This window comes from Chromobacterium sp. FG22 (genome assembly GCF_057809415.1).
In genome coordinates, this window is record NZ_JBMDJX010000009.1 from 152,624 (window position 1) to 172,556 (window position 19,933).

Sequence of the window (19,933 nt, forward strand, 5' to 3'; positions counted from 1 at the left end):
AAAACGAATAGCGCCAACTACGACCCCCAAGTTAAAGAACCCCCAAGGTTTTGTTGGGTTTGTCAGTGTATTTCCGTGTGTTTCCGTGGCTAAAAATGCCTGCTGATGTCTCTTTATGTATTCCGTGGCCAATCAAGCTTTCGAAGGAGGATGAATGCAAAACACCACCCGTTTCGCCAGCGGCCGCGACCGCGACCTGGTCTGCCTGGGCCGGCTGGCGGTGGACCTGTACGCGCAGCAGCTGGGCGCGCCGCTGGAAGACGCGGCCAGCTTCGCCAAATACCTGGGCGGCTCCTCCGCCAACATCGCCTTCGGCGCGGCCCGGCTGGGTTTGAAATCGGCAATGTTGTCCCGCGTCGGCGACGAGCAGATGGGGCGCTTCCTGCTCAAGACCCTGAGCGCCGAAGGCTGCGACGTCAGCCAGGTGAGGGTGGACCCGGAGCGGCTGACCGCCCTGACCCTGCTGGGCATCAAGGACCGCGACACCTTTCCTCTGCTGTTCTACCGCGAAAACTGCGCCGACATGGCGCTCGGCGTCGAGGACATCGACGAGGACTTCATCGCCGGCAGCCAGGCCTTGCTGATCACCGGCACCCATCTGTCGCGGCCCGGGGTGGAGGCGGCCAGCCGCCGCGCGCTGCAATACGCGCGCCGCCACGACGCGCGCACGGTACTGGACATCGATTACCGGCCGGTGCTGTGGGGCCTGGCCGGCCGCGGCGACGGCGAAACCCGCTACATCGCCAGCGAGGAGGTCAGCGCTCATTTGCAGAAGCTACTCCCCGAGTTCGACCTCATCGTCGGCACCGAGGAGGAGTTCCTGATCGCCGGCGGCGTGGCCGAGCTGATGCCGGCCTTGGCCCGGGTGCGCGCGCTGAGCCGGGCGGTGCTGGTGGTCAAGCTGGGGCCCTTGGGCTGCGCGGTGATTCCCGACGCGGTGCCGGCGCGCATCGAGGACGCCTTCAGCGTGGCCGGCGCGCCAGTGGAGGTGATGAATGTGCTGGGCGCCGGCGACGCCTTCCTGGCCGGCTTCCTGTCCGCCTGGCTGCGCGGCGGCGACTACGCCGAATGCTGCCGCCGCGCCAACGCCTGCGGCGCGCTGGTGGTGTCGCGCCACGGCTGCGCGCCGGCGATGCCGACCCCGGCCGAGCTGGAGCGCTTTCTCGCCGCGCCGATGCGGCGGCCGGGCGAGGACGCGGCCTTGAGCCGGCTGCATCGGGTCAGCGCGGCGCGGCCGCGCTGGGACGAATTGTGCGTGTTCGCCTTCGACCACCGCAGCCAGTTCTTCGAACTGGCGCGCGCGGCGGGCGCGGACGAGGCGCGGCTGCCGCGTTTGAAGCAACTGCTGGTGCAAGCGGTGGCCGACGTCGAGCAGCGGCTGAATCTGCACGGGCGGGTGGGGGTGTTGATCGACGAGCGCTACGGCGCCGACGCGCTGTCCGCCGCCACCGGCCGCGGCTGGTGGGTGGGCCGGCCGGTGGAGCTGCCCGGCTCCAATCCGCTGGTGTTCGAGCAAGGCCGCGCGATGGCCGGCGCCTTGAACGCCTGGCCGCGCGAGCAGGTGATCAAATGCCTGGTCCAGTACCACCCGGACGATGAGCTGGACAACCGGCTGGAGCAGGAGGCGCAGGTCCGCGCGCTCTACGACGCCGCCCAGGCCAGCGGCCACGAATTGCTGCTGGAAATCATCCCGTCCAAGGATTTGCCGCGCGCCGACGACACCGTCTACCGCGCGCTCAAGCGCCTGTACAACCTGGGCGTTTATCCAGACTGGTGGAAACTGGAGCCGCCCGCCGCCGCGCAATGGCCGGTGCTGGACGCACTGATCGCCGAGCGCGATCCCTATTGCCGCGGCGTGGTGCTGCTGGGGCTGAACGCGCCCTTGGACGCGCTGCGCCAGGGCTTCGCCGCCGCGCGCGCCAGCCGCAGCTGCCGCGGCTTCATGGTGGGGCGCAGCTTGTTTCAGCGGCCGGCCGAACGCTGGCTGGCCGGCGAGATCGACGATGCCGGCCTGGTGGCCGAGGCCGGCGCGCGTTTCGCCGAGCTGGTGGCGGTGTGGCGCGAGGAGCGCGGCGAAGCCGGCCGCGCGCTCAGCCAGGAGGGTGCGCGATGAGCACGATGCGTTTGACCATGGCCCAGGCGCTGGTGCGCTATCTGGCCGCGCAGCGGGTGGAACTGGACGGCGAGGAGCTGCCGCTGTTCGCCGGTGTGTGGGCCATCTTCGGCCACGGCAATGTCGCCGGTCTGGGGGAGGCGCTGCAGCAGGCCGGCGACAGCCTACCCACTTGGCGCGCCCACAATGAGCAGGGCATGGCCCACGCCGCCATCGCCTACGCCAAAGCCCATTTCCGCCGCCGGATGATGGCGGTGAGCAGCTCCATCGGCCCCGGCGCCACCAATCTGGTCACCGCCGCGGCGCTGGCCCACGTCAACCGGCTGCCCTTGCTGCTCTTGCCCGGCGACGTGTTCGTGTCGCGCGCGCCGGACCCGGTGCTGCAGCAACTGGAAGCGCCGCAGGACGGCACGCTGTCGGTCAACGACTGCCTGCGGCCGGTGTCGCGCTATTTCGACCGCATCGTCCACCCGGCGCAGCTGCTCAGCGCCTTGCCACGCGCGCTGGCGGTGCTGACTGATCCGGCGCAATGCGGGCCGGCCACGCTGGCGTTGCCGCAGGACGTGCAGACCATGGCCTGGGACTATCCGGCCGACTGGTTCCGGCCGCGGCTATGGCGCATCGCCGCGCCGCCGCCGGAACCGGACGCGCTGGAGCGGGCGGCGCGGGCGCTGGCCGCCGCGCGGCGGCCACTGATCGTGGCCGGCGGCGGCGTGCTCTACAGCGCCGGCGGCGCGGCGGCCTTGCGCGCCTTCGCCGAGCGCCACGGCGCGCCGGTGGCCGAGACCCAGGCCGGCAAGAGCGCCTTGTCCTGGGACCACCCGCTGCAATTGGGCGCGATCGGCGTCACCGGCTCGCCGGCCGCCAACCGGCTGGCGGAACGGGCCGACCTGGTGCTGGCGCTGGGCAGCCGTTTGCAGGACTTCAGCACCGGCTCCGGGCAGCTGTTCCACCAGGCGCGGCTGCTCAGCGTCAACGTCAACGCGCTGGACGGGATCAAGGCCGACGCCGTGGCCCTGAGCGGCGACGCCGCGCTATGCCTGGACGCGCTGTCGGCGCGGCTGGACGGCTGGAGCGCCGACGCCGGCTGGAGCGCAGAGGCGCGCGCGCTGGCCGAGGACTGGCGCGCGGAGACGGCGCGCGTCACCGGCCAGCGCCAGCCGCACGGCCTGCCTTACGATGGGGAGGTGATCGGCGCGGTGCAGCGCCACCCCGGCTCCGAGCGCGACGACATCGTGGTCTGCGCCGCCGGCACCCTGCCGGCCGAGCTGCACAAGCTGTGGCGCGCGGCGACGCCGGGCGGCTACCACCTGGAATACGGCTATTCCTGCATGGGCTATGAAATCGCCGGCGGCCTGGGCGTGAAGATGGCGCGGCCGGAGCGCGAAGTCATCGTGATGGTGGGCGACGGCAGCTATCTGATGATGAACAGCGAGTTGGCCACCTCGGTGATGCTGGACCAGAAACTGATCGTGGTGCTGTTGGACAACCGTGGCTACGGCTGCATCAACCGCTTGCAGCAGGCCTGCGGCGGCGCGCCGTTCAACAATCTGCTGGACGACTGCCGCCAGGGCCGCCACGGCGCGCCGCGGGTGGATTTCGCCGCCCATGCCCGCGCGCTGGGCGCCGAGGCCGAGCACGTGGCCGACATCGCCGGCCTGGAGGCGGCGCTGGTCCGCGCCCGCGCCGCGGAACGCAGTTATCTGATCGTGATCGACACCGACCCGGCGCGCACCACCGAGGCCGGCGGCTGCTGGTGGGAAGTGGCGGTGCCGGAGGTATCGGAACGGGCCGAGGTGCGCGCCGCGCGCCAGGCGTACGAAGACCGGCTGCGCCGGCGTCAATACGAATAGCGGGGAACAGCGCAATGCATGCATTCGACGTGAAAATCGGCATCAATCCGATTTCCTGGAGCAATGACGACCTGCCGTCGCTGGGCGGCGAAATCTCGCTGGAACAGGCGCTGGCCGAAGGCGCGGCCATCGGCTACCGCGGTTTTGAGCTGGGCAATAAATTCCCGCGCCAGCCGGAAGCGCTGGCGGCGGCGCTGGCGCCGCACGGCCTGCAATGCGTGTCCGGCTGGCATTCCGGCCGTCTGGCCGAGCGCGGCGTGGATGAGGAAATCGCCGCCGTGGAACCGCATCTGCGGCTGTTGGCCGCCAGCGGCTGCCGGGTGATGGTCTACGGCGAAGTGGCCCAGGCGATACAGGGCCAGCCGCGGCCCTTGAGCCAGCGCCCGCGCTTTGGCTCGGAGCGGCAATGGCGCGACTACGGCGAGCGGCTGAACGCCTTCGGCCGTCATCTGCAAAGCCACGGCCTGACGCTGGCCTACCACCACCATATGGGCGCTTACGTCGAAACCCCGGACGATGTGGACGCGCTGATGGCGGTCACAGGCCCGGAAGTGGGCCTGCTGTTCGACAGCGGCCACATCGCTTTCGCCGGCGGCGAACCGTTAGCGGTGCTGCGCCGCCATATCGGCCGCGTGGTCCACGTCCATTGCAAGGACATCCGCCCGCAGGTGGCGCGGCTGGCGCGCAACCGCGGCTGGAGCTTCCTGGAAGCGGTGCTCAACGGCGTATTCACCGTGCCCGGCGACGGCGTCATCGATTTCGAAGCCCTGCTGCGCATGCTGGCCGAGCACGGCTATCGCGGCTGGCTGGTGGTGGAGGCGGAGCAGGACCCGGTGGTGGCGCCCAGCTACCGCTACGCCGATCTGGGCTTCCGCACCCTGGCCGGGCTGGTGGCCGCCATCCGCGCCGGCGCGCCGGAAAGGAGCTGCGCATGAATCAGCCTGATTTGCGCGTCAAGGCGACGGCCGGCCGCGTCGCCGCCGACATCACCCCGGCCTCCGCCGGCTGGCGCCATGTCGGTTTCCGCGCCTTGCGCCTGGCCGACGGCGAGGCCGAGGACTGGCTGCAAGCGGAACGGGAATGCTGTGTGGTGGTGCTGGCCGGCGTCGTCGACCTCATCGCCGGCGAACAGCGCTGGCCGGGCGTGGGCGGCCGCGCCGATGTGTTCGACGGGCAAGCGCCGTGGGCGGCTTATATTCCCGCCGGCTGTGCGTTGCGCATCGTCGCCCGCGGCGCGGCGGAAGTGGCTTTGTGCTCGGCGCCGGGCCGGTCGCTGATCCGGCCGCCGCGGCTGATCCGGCCGCAGGACATGGCGCAGAGCGTGCGCGGGCAGGGGAGCAACACCCGCTACGTCACCGACATCCTGCCGCAGCAGGCGGAGGCGGACGGCCTGCTGGTGGTGGAAGTACGCACCCCGTCCGGTCATTCGTCCAGCTATCCGCCGCACAAGCACGACCGCGACGCGCTGCCGGCGGAAAGCCAGCTGGAGGAAACCTATTACCACCGGGTGAGCCCGGCGCAGGGCTTCGTGTTCCAGCGCGTCTACACCGACGAGCGCGATCTGGACCAATCCCACGCGGTGGAGGACGGCGACGTGATGCTGGTGCCGCGCGGCTATCATCCGGTGTGCGTGCCGCACGGTTATGAATCCTACTACCTCAACGTGATGGCCGGGCCGCGCCGCGAATGGCGCTTCCACAACGACCCGGCGCATGAGTGGATGCTGTCCGCCGCGACCTGAGGCGCGGCGGCGGGGCTTGGGTTGGCGCGGGCGGCGGTGTAAACTGCCGCTTTTACGACCGCGTCGGTCCCTTGCCTGGATTCCGCCATGCCCACGCCTCATGCCGCACGCCGCGCCCGCCTGCTGTCCGCCCTGGGCGACGCCGTCGCGGTGCTGCCCACCGCGCCGGAAGCGGTGCGCAACGCCGATAATTTCTATCCCTATCGCCCGGACAGCCATTTCCTGTACCTGACCGGTTTCGCCGAGCCGGAAGCGGTGTTGGTGCTGGACGGGCGCAGCGGCAAGTCCATCCTGTTCTGCCGCGACAAGAATCCGGACATGGAAATCTGGGAAGGCTTCCGCCACGGGCCGCAGGCGGCGGCCGAGGCTTTCGGTTTCGACGAGGCTTATCCCGTCGCCGAGCTGGACGCGCGGATGCTGGAGCTGCTGTCCGGTTGCGGCCGGCTGTGCTGGAGCCTGGGACGCGACGCCAAATTCGACGTGCGCGTCAATGGCTGGCTGGATAGCTTGCGCCAGCGCGCCTACCACGGCGCGCCGGCGCCCAGCTGCTACGGCGACGTGCACGCGCTGCTGGACGAGATGCGCCTGATCAAGGACGACAGCGAGATCGCGCTGCTGCGCCGCGCCGGCGAGATTTCCGCCGCCGGCCATGTGCAGGCGATGCGCGCCACCCGGCCCGGCCTGCATGAATACCAGATCGAGGCGGAAATCCTGCACGCCTTCGTCAGCCGCGGCGCGCGCCAGCCTTCCTACGAAAGCATCGTCGCCGGCGGCGCCCATGCCTGCACCCTGCATTACTGCGCCAACAACGGCCTGCTGCGCGACGGCGAGATGCTGTTGATCGACGCCGGCTGCGAGCTGGAAGGCTACGCCGGCGACATCACCCGCAGCTTCCCGATCAACGGCCGTTTCAGCGGCCCGCAGCGCGATGTCTACGAAGTGGTGCTGGCGGCGCAGGCGGCGGCCATCGCCGCCTTGGGGCCGAATGTGCCCTGGAACGCGTCCGGCGACGCCGCGCTGGCGGTGCTGGTCCAGGGCATGCTGGACCTGGGGCTGCTGCAAGGCAGCGTGGACGGGGTGATCGAATCCGGCGCCTACCGCCAGTTTTACATGCACGGCATCGGCCATTTGATCGGCCTGGACGTGCACGACGTGGGCGCGCGCAAGCGCAACGGCCTGTGGCGCGCTTACCAGCCCGGCATGTGCGTGACGGTGGAGCCGGGCTTGTACATCCGCCCGGCGGACGGGGTGCCGGCCGCGCTGCACCATATCGGCGTGCGCATCGAGGACGATGTGTTGATCACCGAGCAGGGCTGCGAGGTCTATACCGGCGGCGTGCCCAAGCGCATCGACGAGATCGAGGCGCTGATGAATCAGGATTGAATTCCGGAGCCTGTGTCCCGAGGAAACAGGAGGAAACAGAATGCAGCAACAGATAAATGAACATGCGGATGTGGTGATCATAGGCGGCGGCCCGGTGGGGGCGCTGGCCGCCTTGCGGCTGGCGCGCGCCGGCCGCGAGGTGACCTTGGTGGAAGCCCGCGGCCGCGACGAGGCGGTGCGCGACGCGCGGGCGCTGGCGCTGTCCTGGCACAGCCGCGAACTGCTGCGCGAAGCCGGCGCCTGGCCGGAGGATTTGCCGGCGTCCGTGATCGACAGCGTGCACGTGTCGCAGCAAGGCGCTTGCGGCCGCACCCTGTTGCAGGGCGAGGACGTGGGCCTGCCGCACCTGGGCGCGGTGGTGGATTATCCGGCGCTGGTGGCGGCGCTGGGCGGCGCGCTGGAGCGCGCCGGCGTGCGCGTGTTGTGGCGGCACCGGGTGCGGGCGGTCAAAAGCCTCAGCCATTACGCGGTGGCGACGGTGGAGTCGGACGCCGGCGAGAGCGTGTTGACCTGCCGGCTGGCGGTGATGGCCGAGGGCGGCGCGTTGGCGGAAAGCCTGCCCGGCGTCAAGCGTCTGAGCCACGATTACCGTCAGTGCGCGGTGCTGGCCGAGGTGCGCACCGAATTGCCGCCCAAGGGCGTGGCCTATGAGCGCTTCGCCCATGACGGGCCGCTGGCCCTGTTGCCGCACGGCGACGCTTATATGTTGGTGTGGACCCGCAGCGCGGAGGACGCCGCCCGCTTGCAGGCGGCCGACGACGCCGAGGTGGCCGCCGCCTTGCAGCAGGCCTTCGGCGAGCGGCAAGGCCGCATTCTGAGCGTGGGGCCGCGCGCGGCGTTTCCGCTGGCGTTGAAGCAGCTCAACCGCGTGGTCAGCGGCCGGGTGGCGATGATAGGTAACGCCGCGCAAACCATGCATCCGGTGGCGGCGCAGGGCTTGAACCTGGGCCTGCGCGACGCCGCCGGTCTCAGCGCGGCGTTGGCCGGCGCGGCCGATCCCGGCGACGCCGCCGCGCTGGCGGCCTACGCGGCGTCGCGGCGGGTGGACAGCCACGCGGTGGTGGGCTTCACCCACGGTTTGATCAAATTGTTCGACGGCCACCATCCGGTGGTCAGCGCGATGCGCAGCGTCGGCCTCAGCGCGCTGGACGCGCTGCCGCCGCTGCGGCGCAAGTTCGCCAGCCATTTGGTGTTCGGCGTCTGATGGGAGCGGATGTGAAAGCATTGCAGTACGACGTGATCGTGGTCGGCGGCGGCCTGGTGGGCGCCAGCCTGGCGCTGGCGCTGGACCGCGCGGGCAAGCGGGTGGCCTTGCTCGAAGGACGGCCGCCCGAGCTTCAGGACCTGGACCAGGGCTGGGACGCGCGCATCTACGCGGTGAGCCCGGCCAATCGCCGTTTTCTGGAGAGCCTGGACGCCTGGCCCGGCGCCGAGCGCCTGGGCGCGATCGAGGCTATGGACGTGCGCGGCGACGCCGGCGGCCGCATCGAGTTCGCCGCCAGCGACGCCGGCGAGCCGGCGCTGGCCTGGATCGCAGAGAACCGCTGGCTGCTGGCCGCCTTGTGGCGGCGGCTGGCGGCGTCCGGCGTGGATTGCCTGGCGGGCATCAAGCCGCAGGCGCTGCGCGCCGACGCGCTGGGCGCGGAGCTGACGCTGGAAGACGGCCGCCGGCTGAGCGCCGCACTGCTGGCCGGCGCCGACGGTGCCAACTCCTGGGTGCGCGAGCAGGCCGGCTTGAACGCCAGCGTCAAACCCTACGGCCAGAGCGGGGTGGTGGCCAATTTCGACTGCGAACGCCCGCACGGCGGCGTGGCGCGGCAATGGTTCACCGGCGACAGCATCCTGGCCTGGCTGCCCATGGCCGGGAACCGAATTTCCATGGTGTGGTCAACTTCTGATCCCTCGCGCTTGCTGGAGCTGCCGCCGGAGCAACTGGCGGCGACGGTGGCGGCGGCCGGAGGACGGGAGCTGGGCGAGTTGACCTGTCTCACCCCCGCGGCGGCGTTTCCGCTGCGCTTGATCCAGCCGGAGCGGGTGGCGGCGGAACGCGTGGTCCTGGTGGGCGACGCGGCCCACACCGTGCATCCCCTGGCCGGCCAGGGGGTGAACCTGGGCTTCCAGGACGCGGCGCAATTGGCCGCGCTGTTGGCCGGCGAACGCGACGCCGGAGACTGGATGCTGCTGCGCCGTTACGAGCGCCGGCGGCGCGAAGCGGTGAAAACCATGCAATTGGGCTGCGACGGCTTGTTCCAGCTGTTTCACGCCCAAGGGCCGGGCCTGTCCTGGCTGCGCAACACCGGCTTGAACCTGACCAATTGCCTGAAGCCTTTGAAGCGGCAATTCGCTCGGCAGGCGATTGGTTACTGAACCTCCTTTCAAGGATAAAGATTGATGAAGAAGAACCTGAAGTCCCTGGCGCTGGGCGCCTCCCTGATGATGGCGCTGGCCGCTTGCTCGCAAGCCGCCGGCAGCGGCAACGCCGGCGACGTGAAGAAGGCGTTTGAAGGCCGTTTCCCCGGCAAGCCGGTCAAGGCGGTGAGCGCCACCCCGGTGAAAGGGATTTTCGAGGTGGTGGTGGACAATAAGCAGGTGGTGTACACCAACGCCGACGCCAGCTATCTGTTTGTCGGCGATCTGATCGACGCGGTGAAGAAGGAAAGCCTGACCGAGAAGAAAATGGCCGAGCTGAACAAGGTGGACTTCAAGTCGCTGCCGTTTGAATACGCGCTGAAGGAAGTGCGCGGCAAGGGCGAGCGCAAGCTGGCGGTGTTCTCCGATCCGGACTGCCCGTTCTGCAAGAAGCTGGAGCGCGAAGGCCTGAAGAACCTGGACAACGTGACCATCTACACCTTCCTCTACCCGCTGTCCCAGTTGCACCCGGACGCGATGCGCAAGTCCAAGCAGATCTGGTGCTCGCCCGACAAAGTGGCGGCCTGGTCCGGCTTCATGCGCGACGGCAAGCCGCTGACCGGTCCGGACAATTGCGACACTCCGCTGGAGAAGATTCAGCAGCTGGGCGAGAAGCTGGGCATCACCGGCACGCCGGGCCTGATCTTCGCCAACGGCCAGCTGGTGCCGGGCGCGATCGATGGCGACGATATCGAGAAGCTGCTCAACGCCAAGTGAGCGCATGAAGGCAGGCGCCGCTAAGCGGAATTCCACGGCCTGCCCCTGCGTCCGCGCGACGCCGGGGCAGGCCGTTGTCGCGCCTGGCGGGCGGCGATGACGGCGCGGCCGGGCCGGCGCTTGTCCGACGGCGACCGCCTGTTGCTGGGCCTGTCGCTGTCGCTGGCCTTGCACGGGTTGGCCTTGTTCGCGCCGTGGCCGGCCGGCGGCGCGCAGGGCGCGGTTTCCGGTCTGAGCGTGCGTCTGTCCGCCGCGCCGCCCGCTGCCAGCGCGGCGCGGGACGCGGTCCGGCCCGCGGCTTCCGGCCTTGCCGCGGAGCCGGCCGCTCTGCCGCCGGCTATGACCTGGCCCGGGGCGTCGCAAGTCTTGGCGGAGGCGTCGGCGCCGCGGCAGGAGACGCTGCCGGCGGCCACGTCCGCCCCCGCGCCGGAAGCCTCCGCGCCGGCGGCAAACGGCGAGCAAGCCGCCGCCGCCGATGAGGGGCTGCCGCAGCGGCTGGGCCTGGACCTTTATTATCCGGCCGGACAGCTGGAGCGCCTGGCGGAGCCGCTGGAGCCCATCGTGCCGCCGATACTGGCCGATATGCCTGGGGATCCGCCGGTGTTCGAGCTGCGCGTCTATATCAATGAGCAGGGCGGGGTGGACGCGGCGCAATGGGCGGGCGCGGCGCCGGCGGACGGCGACGCGCAGCTGGAGCCGTTCCGGCGCGCGCGCTTCTTGCCTGCGCGCAAAGACGGCATTGCGGTGAAGAGCTATAAACGAATTCTGCTGGAGACGGCGCCGTTGACGGAAACGGCGGCGCCGGGCCGGCCTTAGAACGTGTTTACGATCCGCCGCGCGTCGTGGGGCGTTGCACGGTGAGCGCCCCTTCGAAAGGCTCATGCGCCGCGCGCGCACTCCGCTTTCTCAGACGTTTTCGCCTTGTCTCGCCTTAGCTCGCGAGATCGCGAACACGTTCTTAAGCCTGTTCAAGGCTCTCCCGGGCCAGGGCGGCCTTGGAGCGGGCCGGTGGAACAAAATTGAGGCCGGACGCCGGGCCGGCGGCTGACCAAGGGCGCGGGTTCGTGGTAAATTCCGCTCTCCGGCGCTGCTTGCCGGAGGCTAACATCTCCAATCAGGGGCGTACGAACGTCCCGGTCTTCAACAAAGGAATTCCCATGTCTGATCTGCAGACTCTGTTCACCCAGGCTCAGGCCGATGTCAAGACCCTGTCCGAGCGTCCGGACAACCAGACCCTGTTGCAGCTGTACGCGCTGTTCAAGCAGGCGACCGAAGGCGACGCCGCCGGCGAGCGCCCGGGCATGATGGACTTCATCAACCGCGCCAAATTCGACGCCTGGGAAAAGCTGAAAGGCAAGGGCAGCGACGAGGCCAAGCAGGAATACGTGGACGTGGTGAAGCGTCTGCTGGAAGAGTAAGCCGGCCGCCAGAACGGGCCGCCCGCGGGCGGCGCCGTTTGCGGCGGCGAAGCGGCACCGGTCCCGCGTGCCGATTTTTTTTAGAAGTTGTTCGCCATCCCGCGGGGCAAGCCCGCGAAACGGGCGCCGCGGCCGAAGCGGCCCGCGGATCGCGAACGGGTTCTCAACTGCCGCCGGCTGTTGCCCAGCAGCGCGCGGCGGTACGGTTTTTCAATCAAGTGAAGCGTTGGCCAAGATGAAGAGAGTCTTTTGCTTGCTGGTTTTCGCCCTGCTGGCGCAAGCGTGCCGGGCCGGCGACGATCCGGTTTTGCTGGTGGTGTCGGGCAAGATCAGCCATTTCACCGATTCGGCGCGCGGCGTGTACGAGTTCCGCGAGAGCGCGCTGATGGCCTTGCCGCAAACTTCGCTGGTCACCGCCACCAGCTGGACGCCCAAGGCTACCTTCAGCGGGCCGCTGGTGCGGGACATTCTGAATAAAGTGGGCGCCTACGGCCACCAGGCCCAGTTCGTGGCGCTCAACGACTATACCTATTCCATTCCGGTCAGCGAGCTGGTCAAGTATCGCGCCATCCTGGCGCGCCGCTTCAATCAGCAGCCGATGAACGTGGCCCGCTACGGGCCCTTGTGGTTGATGTATCCGCTGGAGCAGATGCCGGATTCGGCCAAGGGGCCGGCGCTGGACGCCAAGCTGATCTGGCAGATAGACGGTTTGGTGGTGAACTGATGGACCAGGACAATCAAGCGTCGTCCGCCGCCGCGCCGGGCTGGCTCAGCCGCCTGCGGCGGCTGATTTCCGGCTGGGGCGGCTGGCCGGAGGGCCGGCGCATGCTGTGGGTGGGCTTGCTGGTGCTGATCACCGCCGCCGGCGGCATGTATTACAGCATCAGCCAGCTGGGCAAGGTCAATTCCGTGGCCAATAGCAGCGAGGATTTGTATTGGTCGGTGGCGCAGTTCCAGCTGGAAATGGAGCGCGCCAAGTCCGCGCTGGTGGGTTTCCAGGCCGGGCGCATCAAGCAAGACGAGTTGTTGCGGCGGCTGGAAGTGGCCAATAGCCGTTTCCACGTGTTTGCCGAACCGGCGCCGGTGCGGGTGCAGATGTTGCTGCGCCAGGTGAAGGGCTTCGACACCCTGGTGGCGGATTACCAGCAATTGTTCAACGACCCCGCCTTCAGCCACCCGGCGCTGGACTCGGCGCCGGCGCTGCTGGAGCGCATCGATCTGCTGCGGCCGCAACTGATGGCCTTCGCCGTGGAGGCGAGGGTGGCCGAGGTCAAGAGCCGCACCGAGCGGCTGGAGGACCTGGACCGCCAGCGCAGCAATGTGCTGTATCTGCAATCGGTGCTGTGGGGCGTGATCTGCGCGGTCATCCTGCTGTTGTCGCGCTACAGCTCGGTCAAGCGTTTGGCCAGCGCCAAACAGGCCTTGCTGGAGAAGGAGCAGTCCGCGCATCAGGCCACGGTGGCGATGGAGCTGGACCGCACCACCTTCCTGGCCACGCTGAGCCACGAGATCCGCTCGCCCTTGCAGTCCATGCAGGTGTGCATCGAGCTGCTGGAGCCGGTGGCGGACGGCCAGAAGACCGCGCGCACCGCCTTGCAGCGTTTGAAAACCAGCGTGTCGCATTTGTCGGCCCAGGTGCACGACATCATGGACATCAGCGCCATCCGCAATATGAAGCTGCGGATGAATCCGCAGCCCATGCCCTTGGCCGAGGTGCTGCAAGCCACCATGGACGTGATGCGGCCGCTGGCCGACGCCAAGGGCCTGGCGCTGAACTACCAGGCCGGGCCCTTGCCGGCCAAGGTGGTGCTGGACGAGGTCAGGCTGCGCCAGGTGGTGGGCAATCTGGTGTCCAACGCCATCCGCTACACCGACAGCGGCGCGGTGACGGTCAGCGTGTCCTGCCTGCGCGCCACCGGCCACCATGAACTGGTGCTGCAGGTGCGCGACACCGGCGTGGGCATTCCGCTGGAGTATCAGCAGCGCATTTTCCAGCCCTTCATCCAGGGCAAGCACCGCCGCGCCGGCAGCTGCGGCCTGGGCCTGTCCATCGTCAAGGAATTGGTCAATCTGTTCGGCGGCTGCATCGAGCTGGACAGCGCCGAGGGCAAGGGCGCCTGCTTCACCGTGCGGCTGCCGGTGCAGGCGCTGGAGTCGGCCGGTCCGCAGTCGGTGCTGATCGTGGACGACGACGCCGATATCCGCGACACCCTGGCCGAGTTGCTGCAGCGCGACGGCTACCAGGTGGCCACCGCGGAGACGGCGGCGCTGGCCGAGCAGGCGCTGGAGCGGGCCGATTTCGACACCGTGCTGCTGGACATGCATCTGGGCGCGGACAGCGGCTATCAGGTGGCGGAGCGGGCCTGGAGCGGCCGGCGCGCCGAACAGACCGCCGTCGTCGGCATGAGCGCTTACCCGGAGGCGTTTCAGGATCCGCGCGCCCAGCGTTTCGCCGGCATCCTGGCCAAACCCTTCGACGCCGGCCAGCTGCGGCAGATGCTGGACGTGGTGGCCAGACGCGGCTGAACGCGGCGGCGCATGGCCGGACAGAAAAAAGCCCTGGAGATCCAGGGCTTTTTCATGTCGCTCGGCGGCTGGAGCGGGTCTGCTCAGACTTCCAGATCATGGGCCGCGGTCACCACATTGGTGATCTGCAGCGCCAGGATGGAGCCCGGCGTGGGCTTGCCGATGTAGTAAACGCCCTGGATGCGCAGCGCCTGCTGCAAGGCGGATTCGTATTCCTCGGCGTGGCCGGTCAGCACGATGATGGGCACGGTGGCCGAGCGCTGGCGTATGGTTTCTATCACTTTCATGCAATCGTCGTCGCCCAGCACCCAGTCCAGCACGAAGGCGTCGAACTCCTCGTGCGGCAGCGCGGCCAGCAGCTCGGACGGGGACTCGTAGGGCAGGGCGAACAGGCCCTGGCGCACCAGCACCGCCGCCAGGATGTCGGCGTCCATATCGTCCAGCACCGCCACCAGCAGCCGCTTGTTGTTGGCGCGCTTGGGCGGCTGCACCGCCAGATAGGTGACTTCGTGGCCGTTGATGCAGCGGTCGTGGCTGCCCGGATACACATGCCAGCTGTCGCCCTGGCGGCGCGCCAGCAAGAGCGGGGAGATGGAGTCGTCCTGGACCACGTCGCCCAGCTGTATCCAGCAATGGGCTTCCTCGGTGTGGTCGGTCAGGTGGAGGATGGCCGGGATCAGGTCGGCGTCCGGCACCCGCACCGGCCGGCGGTTGTCTTGCGACACCAGCAGCTCGGAGGTGGGCAGGCCCAGGTATTGCGCCAGCTTCTCCAATTGACCCAACTGCCACTGGCTGCTGCCGTTGAGCTTGCGGTAGGTTTGCGACGCGCTCAGGCCCAGCACTTCCTCGATCAGGCTGACCTGTTGCGACTCCGCCAGGCCGCGCTGTTCCAGATGCGTGCGGATATTGGCGTTGATGATTTCAGTGGTTGGCTTGTTCTGTGTCATTTGCATGTCTTTGGAGTAGGGCGACTATCGGGTCGTTCTGGTCCGCAGCTTGCCGCCGGCGCGGGCGGAGGGCTGCTGTCTTTCTTCATTATCGGCGGCGGCGAGCGGAGGGCGGATGGCCTTCCGGGCAGGGGCGGGCACGTCGACGCTGGGGTTTCTACTTAGCCGATATTAGTCAGCTTTTGCAAAATTTGCGAAAAATTTTCGCTGAAAATGCAAAAAAGGTTTTCATTTTAAAATTGGGCATACAGATTGAAACCTGTTCCTTGGTACAGATTCGAGCTGTGTTATGCCTGTGGCCTAGTAAGACTTGGCCGGTGAAGGGCGGCTAGGTGTCTGATTTTATTGGGTGGATGGCGGCTTGGGCGGAGGCGGACGGCTTGGGGAAGAGGGTGTTGTAATTTCGCATATCATGCGAAGAGCGTGCGGGCGCGGCGACGCGCGCCCGCGGCGGGGTTGATCGTGGGCGGGCGCTCAGCCCAGGGTGCCGGTCAGGCTGACTTCGCGGGTTTCCGGCACTTCGTTGTAGGACAGCACGTGCAGGCCCGGCGCGAACAAGCGCGCGTAGCGCGCCAGCAGCGGGCGGATCTGCGGCATCACCAGCAGGATGGGCGCGTGGCCCAGCTGTTTCATCTGGTCGCGCACCACCGGCATATTGGCCTGCAGCTGTTGCAGCACGTTGGGGTCGATGGGGAAGCTGTCCAGCTGCGGCTTGCCGGTTTGCTGCGCCTGGCTCAGCGCGCCCAGCAGCAGGTTTTCCAGATCGGCGGACAGATTGAAGGCCTTCATCTCGCCGCGCGGCCCCAGGATGGATTGCACGATCTGGCGTTTCAGCGCGCAGCGCACCTCGGCCGCCAGCATGATGGGGTCCTTGCTGCTTTCGCTGGCGTCCAGCAGGGCGTTGGCGATGGGGCCGATGTCCTTCAGCGACACATTGTCGGTCAGCAGCTGGCGGTAGGCCTTGAGCTGCAAGGGCGCCGGCAGCGCCTGGTTCAGCGCGGAAGCGAGCTTGGGCGCCAGCGCCGACAGCCGCTCGTTGATGGCGGCCACGTCGTCGTGGCGGAACAGCTCGGCCAGATGCTCGCGCATCACCTTGTTCAGATGGGTGGCCACCACGCTGGCGCAGTCCACCACCTGGTAGCCCAGGCCCAAGGCCTTGCTCTTGTCGTCGGGCAGGATCCAGGTCACCGGCATCGCGTAGGCCGGGTCCACGCCGGGCATGCCGTCCACTTCGCCGTACAGCTCCGGCGAGGGGATGGCCATCAGCCGGTCGGCGTAGACCTCGCCCTCGGCCACGGTGTTGCCGCTGAGCAGGATGGCGTATTGAGAGGGCTTGAGGCGCAGATCGTCGCGCAGGTTCACAGGCGGCATCAGCACGCCCATGCCCTCGCTCAGGCTCTGGCGCACGCCGCGCACGCGCTTGGCCAGCGGCGCGCCCTGGCTCTTGTCCAGCAGCGACACCAGCTTGTAGCCCAGATTGACGCCCAGCGTGTCCACATAGGGCAGGGCGCCCCATTCCAGTTCGATGTCGGCGTCGCCGGCCAGCGCGCTTTTCGCCAGCGCCGGGTCCGGCTGGTTCGGCAGCACTTGCTGGCGGCGGTGCATCCGCCAGGCGACGAAGCCCAGCAGCAGCGCGAAGCCCAGGAAGGTGGGCCAGGGCATGCCGGGGATGGCGGCCAGCACCAGCATCATGCCGGCGGCGCTCATCAGCACGGTGGGGGAGGCCAGCATCTGCTTGCCCACCTGCTCCTGCATGTCGCCGTCGTCGCTGATGCGGGTGACGATGATGGCGGCGGCCGAGGACAGCAGCAGGGCCGGGATCTGGGCCACCAGGCCGTCGCCTATGGTCATCAGCGCGTACTGGCGGAAGGCGTCGCCGGCGGACAGGCCGTGCATCAGCGCGCCGATGGCCACGCCGCCGAAGAGATTGATGATCAGGATCAGGATGCCGGCGATGGCGTCGCCGCGCACGAACTTGGACGCGCCGTCCATCGCGCCGTAGAAATCGGCCTCGGTGGCGATGTCGCGGCGGCGCTGCTGCGCCTGCTCCTGATTGATCAGGCCGGCGTTGAGGTCGGCGTCGATGGCCATCTGCTTGCCGGGCAGCGCGTCCAGGGTGAAGCGGGCGGACACTTCCGAGATCCGTTCCGCGCCCTTGGTCACCACCATGAAGTTGATGATCATCAGGATGACGAAGACCACCATGCCGACGACGAAGTTGCCGCCTATCACCACCTGGCCGAAGGCCTCGATCACCCGGCCGGCGGCGTGGGTGCCCTCATGGCCGTGCAGCAGCACCACCCGGGTGGACGCCACGTTCAGCGACAGCCTGAGCAGGGTGGTGGCCAGGATGATGGTGGGGAAGGCGGAGAAGTCCAGCGGCCGCTTGGCGGAGACGCTGACCAGGATGACGATGATGGCCAGCACGATGTTGAAGGTGAACAGCATGTCCAGCGCCATCGGCGGCAAGGGCAGCATCACCATGGCCAGTATGGCCAGCAAAAACAGCGGGGCGGCGATCTTGTGGCGGCCGATGTCGGCCAGCAGTCGAGTGAAAGCGTTCATGATGCGGTTCTGGGATCGGCCATGTCGCGCGGGATCGGCAAATCGTCCGGCAGCCGCGGCTGGCTGCGGCGCGATCCGTTGCGGAAGGCCTTGAGTTGCATGACATAGGTCAGGACTTGCGCCACCGCTCGGTACAGCGGCGCGGGAATCTGTTGGTTGACCTGGGTGGTGTGGTAGACGGCGCGCGCCAGCGGCGGCAGCGGCACGATGTCCACCTGATGCTCTTGAGCCACCTGGCGGATGTAGAGCGCCATCTCGTCCAGGCCCTTGGCGATGATGAAGGGCGCCTCGGCGCGCTCCTCATCGTATTTCAGCGCCACCGCGTAGTGCTCCGGGTTGACGATGACCACGTCGGCGGTGGGCACCGCCTTGCGCACGCCGCGCTGGGCCATCTGCATCTGGATCTGGCGGATGCGCTGCTTGATCTCCGGCCGGCCCTCGGTGCTCTTGTACTCTTCCTTGATTTCCTGCTTGCTCATCTTCTGCTGCTTCATGAACAGCAGGATTTGCAGCGGCAGGTCGATCAGCGCGAACAGCATGAACACCGCGGTCAGGGTCAGCAGCGCGTTGATCAGCAGCTCGGCGCTGCCGGCGAGAGCGGTGGCGAAGGGCGCGCCTTGCAAGGCGAAGAAGTCTTCCAGCGCGCTCTGGCTCAGCCGGTACAGCACCCAGCCCAGCAACAGCGCCTTGGCGATGGATTTGCCGATCTCGCTGGCGTGCCGCGCCGAGGCGATGCGGCCGAAGTGGGCCAGCGGATTGAAGCGCTCCAGCTTGGGCTGCAGATGGTTGAGGCTGAACACCCAGCCGCCGGGATAGAGCGAAACCACGATCATGCACAGCGGAATCACCGCCAGCGGCAGCACCATCTTGACCAGCAGCAGCAAGGTGCCGGCGAACAGCTTGGACCAGCTGTTGTCCAGCGCGCCGCTGCCGGAGAGCGGGGCGAAGGCCAGCGCGAACAATTCCCGGAATTCGTCCAGCCACTGCGGCATCAGCCAGAAAGCCAGTTTCAGCGCCAACAACAGGCCCAGCGCGGCGGCCAGATCGCGCGAGCGCGGCACCTGGCCTTGCTTGCGCGCCTGCCGCAGCTTGTGCGGCGTGGCCTTTTCGGTTTTGTCGCCGCCGCGCCCCTCAGCCATGGCCGGCCCTCAACATGCCGTCCAGCAGGCGCAGCATCTGTTCGTTCAGGTTCAGGTATTGCTGGGGGATGAAGCGCGCCACCAGGCCCAGCGTGCCCAGGCCGAACAGAGTAATCAGCGGGAAGCCCAGCGAGAACAGGTTCAGCGACGGCGCCACCCGGTTGATCATGCCCACGCCGGCCTGCACCACGAAGGTGGCGAACACCGCCGGCAGCGCCAGCAGCATGGCGGCGGACAAGACCCAGGCCACGCCGCCGGCCAGCATGGACAGCGAGGCGGCCGGCACGCCGCCGCCCACCGGCCAGGCCTGGAAGCTGGCGTAAACCACCTGGATCAGCAGCAAATGGCCGTCCAGCGAGAAGAAGATCATGGCGCCCAGCAGGTAGAGCAGGCTGGACACCACATCGGAAGAATTGCCGTTGCCGGGGTCGTTCATCACCGCCATGGACAGCGCCATCTGCGAGGACACCAGGAAGCCGAGCACGGCCAGCACCGCCAGCACCAGCTGAAAGGCGAGGCCGAAGACGAGGCCGATCACCGCCTGCTCGATGCTGGCGGCGACGCCGGCCAGCGAGAACAGGTCCAGCTTGGGCAGCGGCAGGGTGGCCGGCAGCGTGGCGGCGGACAAGGCCAGCGCCAGGCCGATGCGCACCCGCACCGGCACCATGCCCTCGCCGATGAAGGGCGCCACGCTGAAGGCGGCCATCAGCCGGCAGAACGGCCACCAGAAGGCCGGGATCAGGTCCAGCAGCTGGGCGTAGAGGCCGGTCACGGCTATCCGACCAGACCGGCGGCGCGCTGGAACATCGCCACGCAGAAATCCATCAGGAAGCCGGTGATCCAGTGGCCGGCGATGGCGATGGTGAGCAAGGTCACCAGCAACCGCGGCAGGAAGGACAGCGTCTGCTCGTTGATCTGGGTGGCGGCCTGGATCAGGCTGACGATGACGCCGACGATCAGGCTGGGCAGGATCAGCAACACCACCAGGGTGACGACGACGCGCAGGCTGTCGTTGACGATGTCGACGGCAATGTCGGGAGTGAGCATAAACGCCTGTTAGTTAGTCAAGATGATCAATGAGCCGCGGAAGCGTAAAAACTTTTTTAGCCACGGAAGCACACG

The 19,933-nt window shown here is 68.2% G+C and carries 17 protein-coding genes; 12 read left to right on the plus strand and 5 right to left on the minus strand.

Annotated elements, in window-relative coordinates:
* Nucleotides 1–154: 154 nt before the first annotated feature.
* The 12 genes from ACODSD_RS11445 to ACODSD_RS11500 all read left to right on the plus strand — a co-directional run bounded on the left by ACODSD_RS11445 (nucleotide 155) and on the right by ACODSD_RS11500 (nucleotide 14,160).
* Nucleotides 155–2,113, plus strand: coding sequence for a bifunctional 5-dehydro-2-deoxygluconokinase/5-dehydro-2-deoxyphosphogluconate aldolase (locus tag ACODSD_RS11445; RefSeq protein WP_488877428.1), 1,959 nt, complete (start codon nucleotides 155–157; stop codon nucleotides 2,111–2,113).
* Nucleotides 2,110–3,966: a 3D-(3,5/4)-trihydroxycyclohexane-1,2-dione acylhydrolase (decyclizing) gene (iolD, locus tag ACODSD_RS11450; RefSeq protein WP_488877429.1), complete on the plus strand. Its 1,857-nt coding sequence runs from the start codon at nucleotides 2,110–2,112 to the stop codon at nucleotides 3,964–3,966. Before ACODSD_RS11445 ends, iolD begins: the two co-directional genes overlap by 4 nt.
* 14 nt (nucleotides 3,967–3,980) lie before the next feature.
* Nucleotides 3,981–4,901 (plus strand): myo-inosose-2 dehydratase, encoded by a 921-nt coding sequence (gene iolE, locus ACODSD_RS11455; RefSeq protein WP_235087503.1) that lies wholly within the window; start codon nucleotides 3,981–3,983, stop codon nucleotides 4,899–4,901.
* Nucleotides 4,898–5,707 (plus strand): 5-deoxy-glucuronate isomerase, encoded by an 810-nt coding sequence (gene iolB, locus ACODSD_RS11460; protein WP_235087506.1) that lies wholly within the window; start codon nucleotides 4,898–4,900, stop codon nucleotides 5,705–5,707. The genes iolE and iolB overlap by 4 nt, the downstream gene beginning before the upstream one ends.
* Before the next feature lie 87 nt (nucleotides 5,708–5,794).
* Nucleotides 5,795–7,090, plus strand: a complete 1,296-nt coding sequence (locus tag ACODSD_RS11465; protein ID WP_488877430.1) for an aminopeptidase P N-terminal domain-containing protein — start codon at nucleotides 5,795–5,797, stop codon at nucleotides 7,088–7,090.
* 40 nt (nucleotides 7,091–7,130) lie between these two features.
* On the plus strand, nucleotides 7,131–8,294 hold the full coding sequence (locus ACODSD_RS11470; protein WP_488877431.1) for an FAD-dependent oxidoreductase: 1,164 nt from the start codon (nucleotides 7,131–7,133) through the stop codon (nucleotides 8,292–8,294).
* Nucleotides 8,295–8,305: 11 nt separating this feature from the next.
* Nucleotides 8,306–9,457: a UbiH/UbiF family hydroxylase gene (locus tag ACODSD_RS11475; protein WP_227104223.1), complete on the plus strand. Its 1,152-nt coding sequence runs from the start codon at nucleotides 8,306–8,308 to the stop codon at nucleotides 9,455–9,457.
* Nucleotides 9,458–9,481: 24 nt separating this feature from the next.
* Nucleotides 9,482–10,216 (plus strand): thioredoxin fold domain-containing protein, encoded by a 735-nt coding sequence (locus ACODSD_RS11480; protein ID WP_107800060.1) that lies wholly within the window; start codon nucleotides 9,482–9,484, stop codon nucleotides 10,214–10,216.
* A gap of 96 nt (nucleotides 10,217–10,312) precedes the next feature.
* On the plus strand, nucleotides 10,313–11,032 hold the full coding sequence (locus ACODSD_RS11485) for an energy transducer TonB (RefSeq protein WP_488877432.1): 720 nt from the start codon (nucleotides 10,313–10,315) through the stop codon (nucleotides 11,030–11,032).
* Nucleotides 11,033–11,373: 341 nt separating this feature from the next.
* Nucleotides 11,374–11,634 (plus strand): acyl-CoA-binding protein, encoded by a 261-nt coding sequence (locus tag ACODSD_RS11490; protein ID WP_019101840.1) that lies wholly within the window; start codon nucleotides 11,374–11,376, stop codon nucleotides 11,632–11,634.
* A 253-nt stretch (nucleotides 11,635–11,887) separates the two neighbouring features.
* Nucleotides 11,888–12,358 (plus strand): putative pterin-binding protein, encoded by a 471-nt coding sequence (locus ACODSD_RS11495; protein WP_158274250.1) that lies wholly within the window; start codon nucleotides 11,888–11,890, stop codon nucleotides 12,356–12,358.
* Entirely contained in the window at nucleotides 12,358–14,160 is a 1,803-nt protein-coding gene (locus tag ACODSD_RS11500; protein WP_488877433.1) for an ATP-binding response regulator, read from the plus strand. Before ACODSD_RS11495 ends, ACODSD_RS11500 begins: the two co-directional genes overlap by 1 nt.
* Before the next feature lie 83 nt (nucleotides 14,161–14,243).
* Here ACODSD_RS11500 and ACODSD_RS11505 read toward each other — a convergent pair whose 3' ends face one another.
* From ACODSD_RS11505 to fliQ, 5 genes are all read right to left on the minus strand, one after another.
* Nucleotides 14,244–15,107 carry a helix-turn-helix domain-containing protein gene (locus tag ACODSD_RS11505; protein ID WP_158274251.1) on the minus strand — a complete coding sequence of 288 codons (864 nt, stop codon included), beginning with the start codon at nucleotides 15,105–15,107 and terminating at the stop codon, nucleotides 14,244–14,246.
* 474 nt (nucleotides 15,108–15,581) lie between these two features.
* On the minus strand, nucleotides 15,582–17,672 hold the full coding sequence (locus tag ACODSD_RS11510; protein ID WP_227104217.1) for a flagellar biosynthesis protein FlhA: 2,091 nt from the start codon (nucleotides 17,670–17,672) through the stop codon (nucleotides 15,582–15,584).
* Nucleotides 17,669–18,811 carry a flagellar type III secretion system protein FlhB gene (flhB, locus tag ACODSD_RS11515; RefSeq protein WP_107798655.1) on the minus strand — a complete coding sequence of 381 codons (1,143 nt, stop codon included), beginning with the start codon at nucleotides 18,809–18,811 and terminating at the stop codon, nucleotides 17,669–17,671. The genes ACODSD_RS11510 and flhB overlap by 4 nt, the downstream gene beginning before the upstream one ends.
* Complete coding sequence (gene fliR / locus ACODSD_RS11520) at nucleotides 18,804–19,583, minus strand: flagellar biosynthetic protein FliR (protein WP_227104215.1); 780 nt, start codon at nucleotides 19,581–19,583, stop codon at nucleotides 18,804–18,806. The genes flhB and fliR overlap by 8 nt, the downstream gene beginning before the upstream one ends.
* A 2-nt stretch (nucleotides 19,584–19,585) precedes the next feature.
* Nucleotides 19,586–19,858, minus strand: a complete 273-nt coding sequence (fliQ, locus tag ACODSD_RS11525) for a flagellar biosynthesis protein FliQ (protein ID WP_043590304.1) — start codon at nucleotides 19,856–19,858, stop codon at nucleotides 19,586–19,588.
* Between the last annotated feature and the right edge of the window lie 75 nt (nucleotides 19,859–19,933).